Genomic DNA, 16077 nt, shown 5'->3' with positions numbered 1-16077 from the left:
CGCCCTTCAAACCCCTGTGCGACAAATCCGGTGAAATGATCCGCCAATCGATCACGCCGCTTGCCGCGATCGAGGCGTTTGATGCCATACTGGATTTCACCAATCGTGATTGTCGTAATCGCCAGATTCAGCATTTTCTGCTTCGTCAGCCATGAAGATACCCTTTCGTCGGGAACTTCACGCATCAGTTCCGAAATCACATTCGTATCCAGAATAATCATGCGTCGAACTCCATAACCAGGCGCTTTGAATTCCGCGGAGGCAACTCCAATTCAACGCCCTCACCCGCTCCGAAAAACTCACGCGACAGCTCGAACAGGTTTGCCGACTGCGGGTACCTCGCTTTTGACGCCTCCTGCAAAATTTGCCGGACATAAGCCTCCAATGAAACGCCCGATTGTGCGGCCCGAACCCTCAGACTTTCCTTGGTGGTATCGGGTAGATCCCGAATGGTGATGTTTGCCATGAATACCTCCTTCTCTGTGATCATTGTAATCAATGCAATCATTGATGTCAAGATGGGCCAGCTCCGATCTAGTAAAACCCGGATGTCCGCCTAACAGGTTTCGCACGAACGCACTCGAATCAGTTTCCGCTTTCCCCCTGGGCCTATTTCCCTAGTCTGGAACCCCATCACTCCAGCCCATTTGGTGGTTGGTGCTGTGTTTTCCTTGCGCAGCGCCTTCGAAAACCACTGTCCCCACTCATGAAGCCAGCATTTCTTCTCTTTTTTGCCCTCGCTTTCTCCGCCGGGCTCAGCAGCGCCGGCATCCTGCGAGTCGAAGCCACCTCGGAGGCTTCCGCACCGGATGGCTCGCAGTGGTCCTTAGCCTTTCCCTACCTTCAGGACGCACTGGCAGCCGCCGTTTCCGGCGATGAAATCTGGATCGCTGAAGGCACCTACTACCCGGATGAGGGAACTGGAATCACTGACAACGATCGCGAGGTCTCCTTCAACCTGATCGAGGGAGTCTCGCTCTACGGCGGCTTCGCCGGCACGGAACTGGTTCGCACCGCCCGCGATGCTGATGCCCATCCAACCATTCTTTCCGGCGACTTGCTGCAGAACCCCGATGATACCGGTCACCGGGCCGACAACTCCTATCACGTCGTTTTCGCCGATAGCACCATCACCGAAGCCACTCATCTCGATGGCCTCACGATCACTCTGGGCTACGCCGATGGAGATTCATCGAACAATCAGCACCGGGGTGGCGGCATGTATTGCGATTCCGCTTCACCCACGCTGACTCATTGCATTTTCATCGACAACCAGGCGTCTAACAACAGCGGGGCCCTGCATCTGACTGGCTCGAATTCTGTCATCACCTCCTGCCGCTTTGAAAGCAACGTCTCCAACTTACTCAATGGAGGCGCGATTACCATATCGAGCTCATCCCAACCGGAATGGATCGACTGCGACTTCATTGCCAATCGCGTGGTCGGGAATAGCCGCACCGGCGGCGCGATTCGCAACAACTCAGCGTATCCCATCCGCTTCACCCGTTGCCGGTTCCTCGCCAATGTCTGCGGGAACACCGGCGGAGCCGTCTACAATATCGACACTTCCGCCATTTTCTCCGATTGCCTGTTCTCCGGCAATTACGCCGATGTCCGAGGCGGCGCCATCGCGAACGTCAACTCCACGATCACCTTGATCAACTGCACCCTTGCCGCAAATCGGGCTGGCATCGAGGCGGGCGGCATCACCAGTGAGGATGGACAGCTCAGCTTGCTCAACTCCCTGATCTGGAATAACCGCGACGAAACTGGAACCGGAACTCGGCAATCTTCCATCGATCCGGTGACGAACACCGAATACAACCATTGCCTGATTCAGGGCTACAATCCTTCAGGAACCGGCAATCTCAACGGCAACCTCAGCTCGAACAGCCCTCAATTTGCAAACCCGATCAATCCCGGTGCAGCCCCCAATCGAGCGGGCGATTTCCGACTGCTCTACCCTTCCACAGCCATCGACGCCGGGGACTCGGAATTGAATTCAGAGTCCCTCGATCTCGCCGGCAATCCTCGCCAAGCCGCCACCATCGACATCGGCGCCTACGAGCACGCAGCGACTCTCTTCGTCGATGCTGCTGCGACCGGCAATGCCGACGGCCAATCTTGGGGAAATGCTTATCCCACTTTGCGCGAAGCGCTCGCAAGCAGCGGATTCGACCAGCAAATCTGGATCGCGGAAGGCACCTATGCTCCCGCCGATGGAGCTACCGAATTGGCCTCGGATCGCACCACCAGCTTTGCCATCGCGCAGAGGACCAGCCTCTACGGCGGATTCCCATCGGGTGGTGGCGATGGCTCCATGTCCGCCCGCAGTCCGGCCACATGGCCCACGATCCTTTCCGGCGATCTCACCCATGACGATTCCCTCGGCAATGTTACCAACAATGCCGTCCACGTTGTGAAAATCGACGATGGGGATGACGACAGTTTCTCCGATGTTCTGTTAGATGGACTCACCGTCACCGCAGGCTTTGCCAGCCTCAACGACGGCTCGGAAAACTTTCAGGCGGGCGGCATCGACAATCGAGAAAACCTCACCCTGCAAAATCTCATCATCAGCGGAAATTTCGCTCTGGGCCATAGCGGCGGGATCGCACTGCGCATGGGAGACTGCCACATCGAAAATTCGATCATCCGCGACAATGAAGCCAATGGCAGCGCCGGAGGAGGCGGCATGCTCGTCGCCGGCCCCGTCTCCCTGGTCATGACCGACAGCTCGTTTTCGAACAACCTCATCGACAACTCCCAAACCTTCAGCGGCGGTGGCGGAATGGTCATCGAGTCCGGTGCCCAGGTGACTCTCGAACGTTGCGCCTTCCAAGGCAATCAATGCGACTCCCCCGGCCGGGGCGGCGGCCTCAAAATCGAGTCCGATGACGTCACCATCGAAAATTGCCTGTTTTCAGGAAACCAGGCCGAGCAAGGAGCGGGCATCTATCTCGAGGAAATCACCGCCACCTTGATCAACTGCACCATCAGCGGAAACCGCGCCCTGTTTTCAGGTGGCGGAGTCGGCGCATCGACCCTGGCTGGCGCCGAATTTTACAACTGCATCATCTGGAACAACTCGGCCGGAGGAATCGTCGATTCCGCATCAGCGACGCTTGAAATGGACTCGAGTCTTGGCACTTTCTCGCATAGCCTTTTGGCTCAATGGAACCCAACCGGCTCCGGCAATCTCGATGGCACCGATGCCCAGCTCGATCTCAGGTTCGTTGATCCCATTTCTCCGACCAGCACTCCCTCGACTGCAGGCGACTTCCGCCTGCTCACCGGTTCGCCCGCTCTCGATGCCGGGGACGATGCCGCCAATGACTCATCGCTCGATCTCGCAGGAAAACCCCGCGTTCAAAATTCCGTGATCGATCTGGGAGCCTATGAAGGCCCCTCCGGAGTCACCTTTGCCACCCTCTATCCAGAGCTCGATCCTGCGGCCGACGCCAACGGCAATGGCATCTCCAACTTTGGCGACTACGCCTTGGGAGCCGATCCCACCGCCGCAGCCGATCCAACACTCTCCCCTTTGTTAGAAGGGCAACTACTACAAGTCACTTACCGCAACGATGCGACCGATGTGCTCCCTACCCTTCAGAAATCCGAGAACCTGAATGACTGGAGCCCAATGGTGGAAGGCATCGACTACCTCGCCAATCCCGCGACCACCAAGGACGCCACCCAGACCCAACTCCAGCTGGACCTCATCACCGACCCCAGCGTCGTCCCCCGCCTCTTCTATCGCCTGAGTTTTCCTGAATCCGCCAACTGATGGGATAGGTGCATTTCTCAATTACTAAGCATCACGGCGCAGAATCTTCTCCATCGCCTTACCCTTCGCGAGTTCGTCGACCAATTTATCGAGGTAGCGAATTTCCCGCATCAACGGATCCTCCACTTCTTCAACGCGGACACCGCAAACCACCCCACGGATCAACTGCCGGGCCGGATTCAAATGCGGTGCTCTCGCGAAAAATTCATCGAAGCGGGTTTCGCGGGCAATTTCCTCCTCCAACTCCTGCGGTTGCCAACCCGTGAACCAGTGGAGGATCTCGTCCAGCTCCTCCTTACTCCTGCCCTTCCTCTCCACCTTCGCAAGGTAAAGCGGATACACCTTCGCAAAGGGTGTCGATTCAATCCGATGTCCGGCCATTCCCACTTCTCCGAAAAAATCCCCTGCAAGGCAACTCTGAGAGTTGGAACAAACATGCCAAAACCTACGGTCCCACCTCACTCCGCCCGCTCCAACGGGGCCTTCGTCCTTCCCCAACTGAGCCCTCTCCCTTGCCCAACGGGACCCTCTTCCCGCCCCGACGGGGCCAAATGAGACAGCCCAGGGTGAAACCCTGGGTTTCAATCCCAACAAAAATATCGAGCCCTGAAGGGGCGAAACCCACGAATCCCCGACTTCATCGAACCTCAAAACCATTCAATTGAAAATTACACATCGCTGCCCTTGGACCGCTCCAACCTCTCGTTCGGAGCGAGCTGTAGTAGAGCGGCAGCGGTGTCTTGTCGTCGATGCACTCGGCGATGGAATAATTGTGCAGGCAGCCCGGTAGTCCTCACCGCCGAAGTTCTTTAAGGTCGCCTTGCCGAATGCCGTCTCATCCACCGACGTGCCGGTGGAGCCAATGTAGCTCGCATCCGACAGCCCGTCCATCACAAGCTAAATGAGGCCGGCCTTTTGGCAGGCGACGAGGAAGGGTCCCTTGAGGAAGTTGACGTCATTCCAAGGTTTGCTCTGAGCGGCACGTAATTCGGCTTCGAGCATTTTTTGACGGGTCAGGCCATAGTTTTCATATTCTTCAACGACACGGCTCAACCAAGCCATCCCGTCATTCTTGGCGCAACATTTGGCTTTGTAGCGCTCTTCGATGCCGAAGACGTCTTTCCAGGATTCGACCTCTTCGTCTCGGCCTGAGGCGGTGATGGTCAAGGAGATGTCGGTTTTATCCAATTTTGCGATGTCTGTGGTGATGAAGGCGATGTCGATGGAGATGTCAGAAGAAGCAGTGGCGTAGCTATAAAAAGCTTTTCGGCGAGTTGACGTTTTGGCTATGTGCAGCGGATCAATGTGGCGAACGGGGTCCTTCTGCAATTTGTAGCTGGAGTTACACTCGTGGCACATCGGCGCGAGGTTCCTGAAATTGACGGAATTGAAGGGATAAGTGCCTTTGGGGAGAAAATGGTCGTAGGCTTCCCGTTTGCTGTGGCATAGGCCCTTGATGTCGCCGTAACCGCAATAGGGGCATTTGCCTTCGTCATTCACGGTCACGAAGGCATCGTAGTGGGAGTCAATCTCGGCTGTTCGGCGGGTGACGGCCTTCAAATGGATCACGTCAGTAAAGAGGCTCTTGCAGAAGTCCTTCAACTCCTTCTCCAAATCGGCGTTGATGGCACGTAGGTCCGCGTAGGTCCCGGGTATCTTCTTCGGATCGTTTCCGCAGAGGGCTTCGATGTCGTTGTTGTGGTCATACCAGTTGCCAACTTGGGTGCGTTGAAGGGTATCGAGTTTTATTTGAAAAAGCGCGTCGATTCGCTGAACTGGACCGTAAAGCCAGTCCCCTGTCTTCCCCTTCGTGGTATCCTCTTCAGTGTTGTAGATATCGAGGATCACCCCCTTCAGGTCCGGATGAAGAAGGTCGATTGAGTAGGGAGCCCCATCGTTGCGGCACCAGACACTCTTCACCAGGTGATCCAGCCAGACCTGGAAGGTCTCGATCGGGTGCGAGACGTAGCGGTAGTTGAAAAGCATGGCGCTACTTGTCCTCCTTCCTGTTGAGGGCCTGGTTCACGAACAGGACCTTCTCCACGGAATCACCGAGTTCCTTCCCCACTTCCTTGATGAGTTTGTCGGGGTCTTCGCCCGCGTCGAGGCGCTGGCGGAAGGCGGTGATGGTCTTCATGGCGTAGTCGCCGATGGTTTCGGTCTGGCCGAAGACCTTGATCGTGATTGCGTTGGCGGAGGCCCCGAAGGTTTCGAAATCGGGGCGGGCCCAGGTCACTTCGCGTGTCTCGGGGTCTTTGCTGAAGACGAGAACGTTCTCCTTGCGGCAGTCGGAGATGATGAAGGGTGAGTGCGAGGTGAGCAGGACTTCGCGCATCACATTCTTGGTGGCTTCGTCAGCTTCGAGGGCGGCGCGGAGGGTGGAGATGTAGGAGGCTCGCCAATCTGGGTTGAGGTGGGTTTCGGGTTCGTCGAGGAGGAAGAGAGCGGGTTTGTGTCGGAAGAGCAGGCAGAGGCCGATGGTGTGGAGGAGCTGGTGTTCGCCGTCGGAGAGTGCCTTGAGGTAGATGCGCTCGTTGACGCCTGGCTTGAGGATTCGGCTGTCCTTGAAGCGGGCGATCCGCTCATGGGAGGCAGGTGTGGGGATGGTTTCGTTAACGTAGAGGCTGGCGGATTCGTAGAGCTCCTGTTTGGTTTGCGGATCGACCTTGTAGTAGTTGAGGGTGAGCAGGGTCTGGAACGCATGGAACAGGTTCAGCGCGGAGGCGGCTTTGTTGAGTTCTTCAGAACCACCGGTGCTATCGGCGAAATGGGTGTGAAAGGCGCGCCGGGCCTCACCATCGTCGTCGATCCAGTAGTCAATGTAGAGGTCGTGAGCGTCGTCATCATCTGGATACGGCGTCCGATCCTCGTAACAGGTGGTGGCGCACTTGATGAGCTTGTCGATGATGCCGGAGAGGTTTTCGGTGAGTTCGGCGGTCTCCTTCGGCTTGGACTCCTGGGCGGAAGCGGGATTGGCGGATGGTGCCTGCTCCAGTTCGATGCGGTGGAAACGACGGATGATGAGCCGGAAGCAGCGGAAGCCTTCGAGGTCGATCCTGTCCTTGAAGACGCGGGTGATCGCCTCGCTCGGGAAGAGGAAATGGCAGAGAAGGATGACCTGGCTGAATTGGTCATCGAGGTAGATCATCCGGCCTTCCGGGCGACCGGGGTAATCCACCCTCTGAATGAGCTTGTCACGGTATTCATCGAAGTGGATCAGCCGCATCTTGAAAAACGGTAGGCTGAGGATCTCGTTGTGGCCCGAGGAGTAGCCGAGGACGTATTGCGGCAGGTAAAACGGCACCTCTTGTCGGCTCAGCTCCTCTCCTGGCTCTTTGGAGTCCGGAGATCCAGCGGCGTAGCGGATGACAGGGCTTTGGCCGACCTCCTTGGCAATGCGAATGTGGGCAACGAGTTGGCCTTTGTAGAAGGCAATCACCTTCCCTCGCTTTGACGGAAGGTCGGGTATGAGGTATTCCAGCTCAAAGGCGTCCGGTTCGGATACCTGAGGGCAAAATCCTGGATTTGGTATGTCCGCACTAACAAGGGCAGCCTCGACAATTTGCCACTGCTGGTCCTGTGAAAAAATAGTTTCGTCTCTGTCAAGAAACGGCCCGAGTTTGCTCTTAAGATTCTCAACCTTCTCGAGGTCTTGTAGCTCGGTCTCTGTTCCATCGAATAAAATTGCCCCGAACTGATCGAATATCCGCACCGCTAGTCCGCGTGCATTTTTGGCAATACAAACTGCCGACTGTTCTTTCTTAGGAAGTTCCTCACCCGAGTCCATCGGGATCAAGAAAAGCTTGTATTGATTCTGCTCGAAATCATCGGGACGGTCGCCGAGGTAAATGCTCTCGATGTGGTAGAAGATCGCGGCGAGGGCTTCGAGGACGTTGGACTTGCCGCTGCCGTTGCGACCAACGAGGCAGTAGGGATGGAATTCGTCGAAGCGGTCACGGTCCCACTCGCGCAGGAAATCCACTTCGAAGCCTGCGCGGAGACTGCGGAAGTCCGAGTCCAGTTTTAGGCGCAGGAGCTTCATGACACGGGCTCGAAAACGATTTCCTTCCGGCCCGTGATCTCGCTGCTTTCCTCGTCGGTTTGGAGGTCGAAACGCTGGCGCAGGAAGGCGGGCTTTCCGTCCTGTCCGAGCAGGTCGAAGATCAGGTCTCGAATCGTCTCATACGGAGGTGGCTCTTCGAAAACGGCCTCTGCCTTTTGCATCAGATCTGAAAAGCTAAACGGACGCGGCTGGACGGCGAGAATGCGGAATTTGAAATAGTCCAACGACCATGGAATCGGGTCGCCTTTTTGGACGGTGCGGTCGAGCTTCTTGAGGCTTGGCTCAAGCGCAGGTGGAGTTTCAAGGAAGCGGACCGCTGTTTTTGGCTTTCTTGGTTTGGTGATGGGATTGGTCGGTGCAATCCTGGTGAGCCGATCTTCTGCCGGGTCAAGAACCAGGCGGCTCAGGTCGAGTTCGCCTCGGAAGGCGCGCTGTTGGATAGAACCAAACAATCGCTCTGCCTGTTTCGCTGATTGCGCGAGCGACTCCTCCTGAGTCTGAAGCGATGCGGCAAATGCCTCAAATCGTTCCTGTAATTCGAACGGCGGCTGAAACACGATAAGCGTTTTCAAATCCTTGATGTTGACTCTCGGTGCCGCTCCTCCGCCTACGAGGTTGAGAACTTTGCGGCGGATGCCTTCAGAATTAAGGAGGTTTGCGAGGAATGTATTCGTGGACACATCTTTCCTCGCCTTAAAAAGCATCATCCGCTGGCCCAGACAGATGCGCTTCCCTTGTGGAACTTGTGCTGCGAAACCGAGCCGTCCACCCTCCCGGGTGTAAATAACTTCTCCGGCGCTAGGTTCATGCCGCGCAATGCGTTCCTTGAAAACCGACTCTGACACCTGCCGAGCAGAGGCCAGATCGAGTTTGCCATTCTGAATGTCGCTGGAACGCACACAGTAGAATCCGGTTGATGTCTCCGAATAGACGGGGGTGCTATGTGGGCAATCAACGATCTTTTCACAAAGTTTCTCCAGAGGAAGCGTATCCCACCCGCTCGGATTCATCACCGGATCGCCGAACATGTCGATGAAGACGGATTGGAGGAGTTTTTCGGTGAGTTGGAGGGATTCCTGGCGCTGGCGCCGGAGGGCATCGGCCTTGTCCAGCACCGCTGCGATTCGCTTTTGTTCGTCCTCATCGGGCTTGCCGTCCCTGTAAGGAAGCGGGAGTTCGAGGTTGTCGATGTGCTCGTTCCGCAGATTGTTTATGTTCGCGCCAGCAGCAAGACGGGAGATAGTGCGGCGGTAGTGTTCAGTTTGGAAGAAACTGGCCAGATAGGAGGAATTCACCCCCTTGCCGGGTCGAACAACCTTGCAGAAAGCACCGAACGTAGCATCAAGCGGCTCGATTACGCGCGCAGCTTTCCCGACCACATCTAGACTCCCACTCGAAGCTGCAATGACAATATCCCCGGGCAGAAGCCGCTGTTTCGAAGCCACGCGAGATTCGGGAACATATACAACATTTTCCGTTTCCAAACCGTGTTCACCAATGTTGTTTGCACGGAGAAGCATCACGTATCCCGGTCTAGGAGTGTCAATCGCGTCACCCTTGGCGTAGGTCACGCCCCGGATCTGGGTAGCTAGTTTGGAAACTGGAACGAGCTCCATCACTTCAGAATCCCTTCCAGTTCTGTGATTCCCTCCTGAATCTTGTCCTCCAGCGTCCTCAACTTCTGGAGGATGACCTTCGGCTCCTCATAGACCGTTTCGTCGTGCTCGACCTCACTGTAGCGGTTGAAGGAGAGGTCGTAGGATTTATCTCGGATTTCCTTGGCGGGGACGAAGAAGTGGTTGGCCTTGCGGTCGCTGGCTTCCTTCGGATCGCGGCTCTTCCATTTCGCGACGACATCGGGCAGCTGGCTGCCCTCGATGCGCTGGCGTTTGTCGTCGAGGGAGAGGCCGTCGTTGGCGAGGTTGTAGAACCAGGTGTGTTCCGTCTTGCCGCCTCGGGTGAAGACGAGGATGGCGGTGGCGACGCCAGCGTAGGGCTTGAAGACGCCGCTGGGCAGTGAGATGACGGCTTTGAGTTCGGCCTCCTCGACGAGTTTCTTCCGGGCCTCGACAAAGGCGCCGCTGGAACCGAAGAGGACGCCTTGGGGGACGATGATGCCGGCGGTGCCGCCGGTCTTGAGCAGGGTGAAGATGCGCTCGGTGAAGAGCAACTCGGTCTTGGTGGTGTTGAGCTGGAGGCTTTCGTTGATGTCGCCCTTGTCGATGCTGCCGGTGAAGGGCGGGTTGGCCATGATGATGTCGTAGTCGCCCTCCTCGGTGAAGCTCTTGCTGAGGGTGTCCTGGTAATCGACACGGGGATTGTCGATGCCGTGCATCATGAGGTTCATGAGGGCGAGGCGGACCATGGTGCTGTCGAAGTCGTAACCATGCAGGCTCTGCTCTAAGATGTCCTTGGTGTCCTGCGTGAGCTGGCCGCTGACGCTGGTGCGGATGAAGCCGTCCTCGTCGGCCGCGAAAGTCTGGCCTTTCTTCGCCTTCTTCACGGCGAGCTGGGTGACGATGTATTGGTAGGCATCCAGGAGGAATCCGGCGGTGCCGCAGGCGGGGTCGCAGATGCGGTGGCCGAGCTGGGGATTCACGAGTTCGCTGACGAGCTTGATGATGTGGCGCGGGGTGCGGAACTGGCCGTTCTTTCCGGCGCTGCTGATTTCGTTGAGCAGCATTTCATAGACATCGCCTTGGATGTCCTGATGCAGGTGGCCGGAATCGCGGGCGTCGCGCTCGATCTCGATGAAGATGTCCTCGATGATCTGGATGGCGCCCTGCAGGAGATTGGCGCTGGGGATGATGAAGACTGCATTGGCCATGTGCCGGGTGAAGGCGCTGCCGTCACCGTTGAGATCCTTGATGAAGGGGAAGACCTTCGTCTGGACGTGGGTGAGCATGTCAGCAACTGGCGTTATCTCTTTGACGTAGCTCCAGCGGAGGGTCGCCTTATCGATGGCCAGGCGTTTCAACTCATCTTCGCGGGCCTTCCTTTCGGCGGCGGTCTCGTTGTCCTTCGGCTGTTCCAGTTCCTGCGCCCGGGCACGGTCTTGTGGCAGGTAGTATCTGCCGGAGAAGCGGGACGTGTAGGTGTCGCCGGTGAACTCGGCGTCCTGCTGGCGCTTCAGGTCGAGTTCGTCCATCTGCTTCATGAAAAGCAGGTAGGTGATCTGCTCGATGGCGGAGAGCGGGTTGGAAATGCCGCCGGACCAGAAACGGTCCCAGAGTTTGTCGATGAGGGCTTTGAGCTTGGCGTTGAGTTGGAGCATATCAGGCGACGAGGCGTCCGGTTAGCGCGAGGATTTCGTTGATTTCGGCGGGCGAAAAGACGCCACGAATCCCGCTCGGGTGAAGGATGGTGAAAGGGGACTGGATCAGGTCACGCTTCTCAATGTCGCCGCGCTCAATGAGGAAGTCGCGCAGGAGGCCGAGGAACTGGAGCTGGTGGCTGGTGAGCGTGGGATGCTCGGTGATGAACTGGTCAATGGATCGGGAGACTGTATCCGGGAAGCTCTCCAGCACCTCGATGCCAATGATGTGGCGGATGAAGCGAATGAACGGGGCCTTTTGATGATGATAGACCCGCCGCAAAAGCTGGAGCGTGATGTGCGGGTGCTCATCGTGAAGCTGGGTGGCGAGAGCCTCTGCCTCTTCCTCGGTCACCGGCTGCCCATCGCGGATTTTCTGGAGGACGGGATTGCTGGCGGTGAGTTCATTGACCTTCTTCTCCACCAATTGGCGATACTGCGCGATGCTGAGGGATTCGTGCTCCGGGCCGAACTCGACGTATTCCTTGGATTTCAGCACGTCGGCGAAGTTGAACTTGGCCGGTCCTTTGCCCTCGGGTCGGCTATCCCGGTAGTGCATGAGCGGGCCGAGACGCTCAGTCAGGTGATCGAAGCCCTGATCGGTCATCGTAGCCCAGGAGTGGTTCATCTGCGCCTTCTGGATGAGTCCGGCCTCCTGCGCGACAACGTTCACGGACAAGGGCAGCTCGCTGATTTGCGCGGTGAGACTCTGCGTGAGGGCCGCATACTTTTCCTTCTCGCCTTTAAGCTGGGCGAGGGAAGCTTCCAGCACATCCTTTTCAAAGCGCATGGCCTTGAAGTCGGCCTGCGAAACAACGCGGAAAAGCGGCTGGATGGCGTGGCGGAGAAAGGCGATTCCATCGGCGGTAAGGGGTTTCCAGAAGGCATCAGCCCCACAGCGGGCAAGCTCGGCGCGGGCCTCCATGACTGTCACGGACATTGCAGGCAAGGCGGCCAGCTGAGCGCGGAGGGCGGCGATTTCCTTCTGGGCGATGGAGGGATGGCCGAGGACTTGGGCGGCCTCGATCTTGTCGATGCGGATGCCCGCGAGACGGACGGGCAGCGGGATCTGGGGCTTGGACTCCTTGCCTTTGGGTGTGAGCTTGAAGTAGTCGAAGTTGTCCCAGCAATCGATGACTTGGAACACGTCCTTCTCGGGGCACCAGGCTTTGAGTTTGTTTTTCTCAAGCAGGCGGGTGCCGCGACCGATCATCTGCCAGAACTTGGTGTAGCTGAAAACGGGCTTGGCAAAGACAAGGTTCACGATTTCTCGCACGTCGATGCCGGTGTCGAGCATGTCCACGCTGATGGCGATGCGGGGCATGTCGCTGCGGGTGAACTGGTCGAGCAGCCCGCCTTTGCCGTAAACGCGGGGATCGTCGGAGACCATGACCTTGGCCAGTTCGCCTTTGTATTCGGGATAGAGGGAATCGAAAATGCGCTCGATGCGGCGGGCGTGGTCGATGGAGATGCAGAAGAAGATGGTCTTGCCGGGAAGGACGCCATTGGGGTCCTTTATCGATTCCTCCATGAACTCCTTCACGATGAGGGCGTTCGTGGCGTGGTTGGTGACGGTCTTTTCGAGATCGCTGCCTTCGAAGACGATTTCCTCGATGTCTTTGCCTTCCAGGATGAGCCGTTTCTGGTCTTCGAGGCTGATGGTGCGCTTGCTGATGCCTTCGTCCTGAAACTTGGTTTTGATCTTCAGGACCCGGAAGTCGCAGAGATACGGCGGGACGTGGCTGATGGCCTCGTCGTAGGAAAACGCGAAGCTGGGCAGACCGTCCTCGCAATTGAAGAGAGCGAAGGTGTTGTGGTCAATGACGTCGCGCGGTGTGGCGGTGAGACCGAGCTTGATGGCATGGAAGTAGTCGAGGACCTCGCCGTAAGTGTTGTAGATGGAGCGGTGGCTCTCATCAATGACGACAAGGTCGAAGAAGAACGGGGAGAGTGTGTTTTCTTCGTCGCGGACAATGTTGAGCATCGTCGGGTATGTGGCGATGTAGATTCGGCGGTCGGTGGTGATGGATTTTTCGCCGGGCTCCGGCCAGCGAGGTTCATCGGGGATGTGCTCTTTGAAGGCGTCGAGGGCTTGGTTGCGCAGGGCGATCCGATCCACGAGAAAGAGCGTGCGCTGTACGACGCCCGCCCGCATGAGGGCATCGACAAGAGCAATGCAGGTGCGCGTTTTGCCGGTGCCCGTGGCCATGACGAGCAGGAACTGACGACGATTTTGAGCCATGCCCTCCATTACAGAGCGGATAGCTTGCAACTGGTAATCGCGGCCTGCGATGGCGATGTTGATGAGTTCGCTGTTAAGCGGCTTCTTGTGCTTCCGGAGATGTAGCAGGCGTTCGAGGTCTTGCCGGGTTGGAAAACCGTAGACCTTTTGAGGAGGAGCTTCGCCGAGGTTCCAGAAAAAGATGTCGTGGCCGTTCGTGTAAAAGCAGAAGGGCAACTCGCCGCCTTGCTCGATCTGGATATTGAAGCAGTATTGCTTGGCCTGCTCGCGTCCGATTTCGGCGTCTTTCGAGGTTTTCTTCGCTTCGACGACGGCGAGCGGTTTACCGTTTTTACCGACGAGGACGTAGTCGCTGAATTCTCGGGCTGAGCCGTATGGAACGGGATCTTCGCGCAGAGCGGCACTGGAGCCGCTAGCAACGAAAAACTCGTTGATTACCTGAGTACGATCGGAGACATCCCATCCGGCGCCTTTGAGACGGAGGTCGATGATTTCCTTACGCGTTTGGTATTCAGAGGACATTTGTATCGCTAATTCAGGGCGCGGCTCATGATCCAGAAAGGACTATTTGTTGGCGCTCAGAATGTATTTCTCGTATTTCGGCGCGTCCTTCGCGCTAAGGATCGAGCGGGCGGCGTCCCAGTTCCAGGATTCGAAGAGTTTGTTTTTCTCAGGCTTAGGAGAAAACTTGGATCTGCAGGCAGGCATTTTGCGAATGAACTTTGAGCGGTCATCTTACTGACAGGAAGACAATTCTCAGGTTTCAATTACTTATCAAAATATCAGAAACACCCCCCCTCTTTCATTCCCTGCTGCGAATCGGTAAGCATGACCCCTGGGTCTTGAATGCGCTCGCGATCGCAGTAGACCGGAAATCCTGAATTCACAACGAACCAGCAATCCCCGCAACACCAGCAACCATCTCGGAAGCGCAAAACCGTAACAACAACGAAGGCGAAGGAATTGCTTCCTTCGCCTTTCATGTATTCCACATATCCAACAGGATGGTGCTCGAAAGAGGACTCGAACCTCCACGGGTCTCCCCACTAGATCCTTAGTCTAGAAAAATATCTATCTCACCCTGTCTCAGCTTGTCGCACGTCGACTCGGAATTAATTTAATAACCTGTTTATCTTATTGATATTACAGGTATTTTTTGACTAAATTTCCCCGTCATGAAAAGCCAACGTAAGACAGAGAAATCCGTTTCATTCTGCCCAGTTTCTGCCCAGTCGTCCCAACTGGGCATTTCCCGGACGAAGGTGGCTTACTGGAAAAACCGCGTAGAAAAGGTCACGAGCAAATCCGGCCAAACTTCGCCGGATTACAGCGTTCGGATCGTTCACCGGAACCGCCGAGTCCGCTTCCCTCTCCGAACCTCCAACAAGGACAATGCCGCGAGCCTCTCCGCGAAAATCTACGGAGTGATCGTCGCCGAGGGATGGGATGCTGCCCTCGAACAATTCAAGCCGGAAGCAGTCGAACGAGAAGCGCTGAAGGATGCCGCCTCGGTGGGCGATTTCATTCAGGAGGTGCGGAAATACTCAACCACCCGCCAGCAAAGCTTCCAGACCTACGTTCAGGCTTTCCGCAAGATCGTGGCTTGGATACATGATATTGAGAAAGGCCAGTCCACCAAGGCGGTGGACTCTAGTATTGAAAAGACCTGGAAAAAACGCGTCGACGCAGTACTTCTTCGCGATGTCACCTCAAGCGATATTCATGCATGGAAGCGTTTCCGGCTGGATCAGGCCATGCACGATCCCGCGTCCCGCCGCCGGGCGGAAGTAACGGTAAACAGTCAAATTCGGAACGCAAAAGCGCTGTTCTCGAAACAAATTATACCCCTGATCGCCAAGGAATTGGTTTTGCCCGAAGCCCTCCCCTTCGATGGGGTTACAATCGACAACATCAAACCCGCCCGGTATCAGAGCAAAATGGATGTGACAGCAATTCTCAGAGCGGCAGAACAAACCTTGCGTAAAGAAGAGCCGGAAGCTTACAAGGTGTTTCTCTTGGCCCTGTATTGCGGGCTTCGCGCTTCTGAAATCGACCATCTCCTGTGGGAGCGCTTTGATTTCAAAAACCATGTTCTCCATGTCGAAGACAGCCAATACCACCGTCTCAAAAGCCACGATTCTGCTGGTGAGATTGATCTGTGTGTAGAGCTGGCGCGGGTTTTCAAGGAATTCTCCAAAACAGCTACCGGGGAATTCGTGATCGAATCCAAAGCCGATCCCAGCACCAACAAAGCACTAAAGGGAGCGTATCGCTGCCAGACGCATTTCCAAAAGCTGGTTCGGTGGCTGCGTAGCCAAGGCGTGACGGCCCGTAAGCCCATTCACGAACTCAGGAAGGAAGTCGGCGCAATCATCGCTTCGGAACAAGGTATTTACGCTGCATCCCGCCACCTCCGCCACGGCGACATCCAGATCACCGCTGCGATCTACGCCGACAAGAAGCAACGGATCATTCCGAGATTCGAGCTATTCAATGGATAAGGACCTCCTCTCGACCACGTCAAATGGATCTGGTAGCGTGAAAACAGCCCCGAATCTCACGTCCATGAGGAACGCGCAATGATTCACACCCGGAATATCAATTGCCTCACTAATTTCTAGGGGAATGCGTCAGGTCACAGCAAACGGCATATTCAAAACCTAGGAAACCGC

General features: G+C 56.4%; 11 protein-coding genes. 2 read left to right on the top strand and 9 right to left on the bottom strand.

Features of this window, described 5'->3' with window-relative positions:
* Both JIN85_RS15315 and JIN85_RS15310 read right to left on the bottom strand, forming a co-directional pair.
* A partial coding sequence (locus tag JIN85_RS15315; RefSeq protein WP_200272297.1) for a PIN domain-containing protein occupies positions 1 to 221 on the bottom strand: 221 nt, incomplete at its 3' end.
* A complete protein-coding gene (locus JIN85_RS15310) occupies positions 218 to 466 on the bottom strand; it encodes a FitA-like ribbon-helix-helix domain-containing protein (protein ID WP_200272295.1) in 249 nt (82 codons plus the stop codon). The genes JIN85_RS15310 and JIN85_RS15315, both read right to left, overlap by 4 nt.
* Before the next feature lie 240 nt (positions 467 to 706).
* Here JIN85_RS15310 and JIN85_RS15305 point away from each other — a divergent pair, with 240 nt between their 5' ends.
* Complete coding sequence (locus tag JIN85_RS15305) at positions 707 to 3787, top strand: right-handed parallel beta-helix repeat-containing protein (protein ID WP_200272293.1); 3081 nt, start codon at positions 707 to 709, stop codon at positions 3785 to 3787.
* A 24-nt stretch (positions 3788 to 3811) separates the two neighbouring features.
* Here JIN85_RS15305 and JIN85_RS15300 read toward each other — a convergent pair whose 3' ends face one another.
* From JIN85_RS15300 to JIN85_RS15270, 7 genes are all read right to left on the bottom strand, one after another.
* Entirely contained in the window at positions 3812 to 4168 is a 357-nt protein-coding gene (locus tag JIN85_RS15300; protein ID WP_200272291.1) for a DUF2200 domain-containing protein, read from the bottom strand.
* 516 nt (positions 4169 to 4684) lie between these two features.
* Complete coding sequence (locus tag JIN85_RS15295) at positions 4685 to 5773, bottom strand: hypothetical protein (protein WP_200272289.1); 1089 nt, start codon at positions 5771 to 5773, stop codon at positions 4685 to 4687.
* A 4-nt stretch (positions 5774 to 5777) separates the two neighbouring features.
* The gene (locus tag JIN85_RS15290) at positions 5778 to 7829 is read right to left on the bottom strand and encodes a restriction system-associated AAA family ATPase (protein WP_200272287.1); all 2052 of its coding nucleotides are present in this window, start codon (positions 7827 to 7829) and stop codon (positions 5778 to 5780) included.
* Complete coding sequence (locus JIN85_RS15285; RefSeq protein WP_200272285.1) at positions 7826 to 9466, bottom strand: restriction endonuclease subunit S; 1641 nt, start codon at positions 9464 to 9466, stop codon at positions 7826 to 7828. The genes JIN85_RS15290 and JIN85_RS15285 overlap by 4 nt, the downstream gene beginning before the upstream one ends.
* On the bottom strand, positions 9466 to 11124 hold the full coding sequence (locus JIN85_RS15280; protein WP_200272283.1) for a class I SAM-dependent DNA methyltransferase: 1659 nt from the start codon (positions 11122 to 11124) through the stop codon (positions 9466 to 9468). Before JIN85_RS15280 ends, JIN85_RS15285 begins: the two co-directional genes overlap by 1 nt.
* 1 nt (position 11125) lies before the next feature.
* Complete coding sequence (locus tag JIN85_RS15275) at positions 11126 to 13927, bottom strand: type I restriction endonuclease subunit R (protein ID WP_200272280.1); 2802 nt, start codon at positions 13925 to 13927, stop codon at positions 11126 to 11128.
* Positions 13928 to 13969: 42 nt separating this feature from the next.
* Entirely contained in the window at positions 13970 to 14113 is a 144-nt protein-coding gene (locus tag JIN85_RS15270) for a hypothetical protein (RefSeq protein WP_200272279.1), read from the bottom strand.
* A 467-nt stretch (positions 14114 to 14580) separates the two neighbouring features.
* Between JIN85_RS15270 and JIN85_RS15265 the strand changes: the two genes are divergently transcribed.
* Positions 14581 to 15906 carry a tyrosine-type recombinase/integrase gene (locus JIN85_RS15265; RefSeq protein ID WP_200272277.1) on the top strand — a complete coding sequence of 442 codons (1326 nt, stop codon included), beginning with the start codon at positions 14581 to 14583 and terminating at the stop codon, positions 15904 to 15906.
* Positions 15907 to 16077: the final 171 nt, after the last annotated feature.

The sequence above is a fragment of the Luteolibacter pohnpeiensis genome (assembly GCF_016595435.1).
Taxonomy (GTDB): domain Bacteria; phylum Verrucomicrobiota; class Verrucomicrobiia; order Verrucomicrobiales; family Akkermansiaceae; genus Luteolibacter; species Luteolibacter pohnpeiensis.
This window is presented reverse-complemented; position numbering and strand designations above follow the sequence as displayed.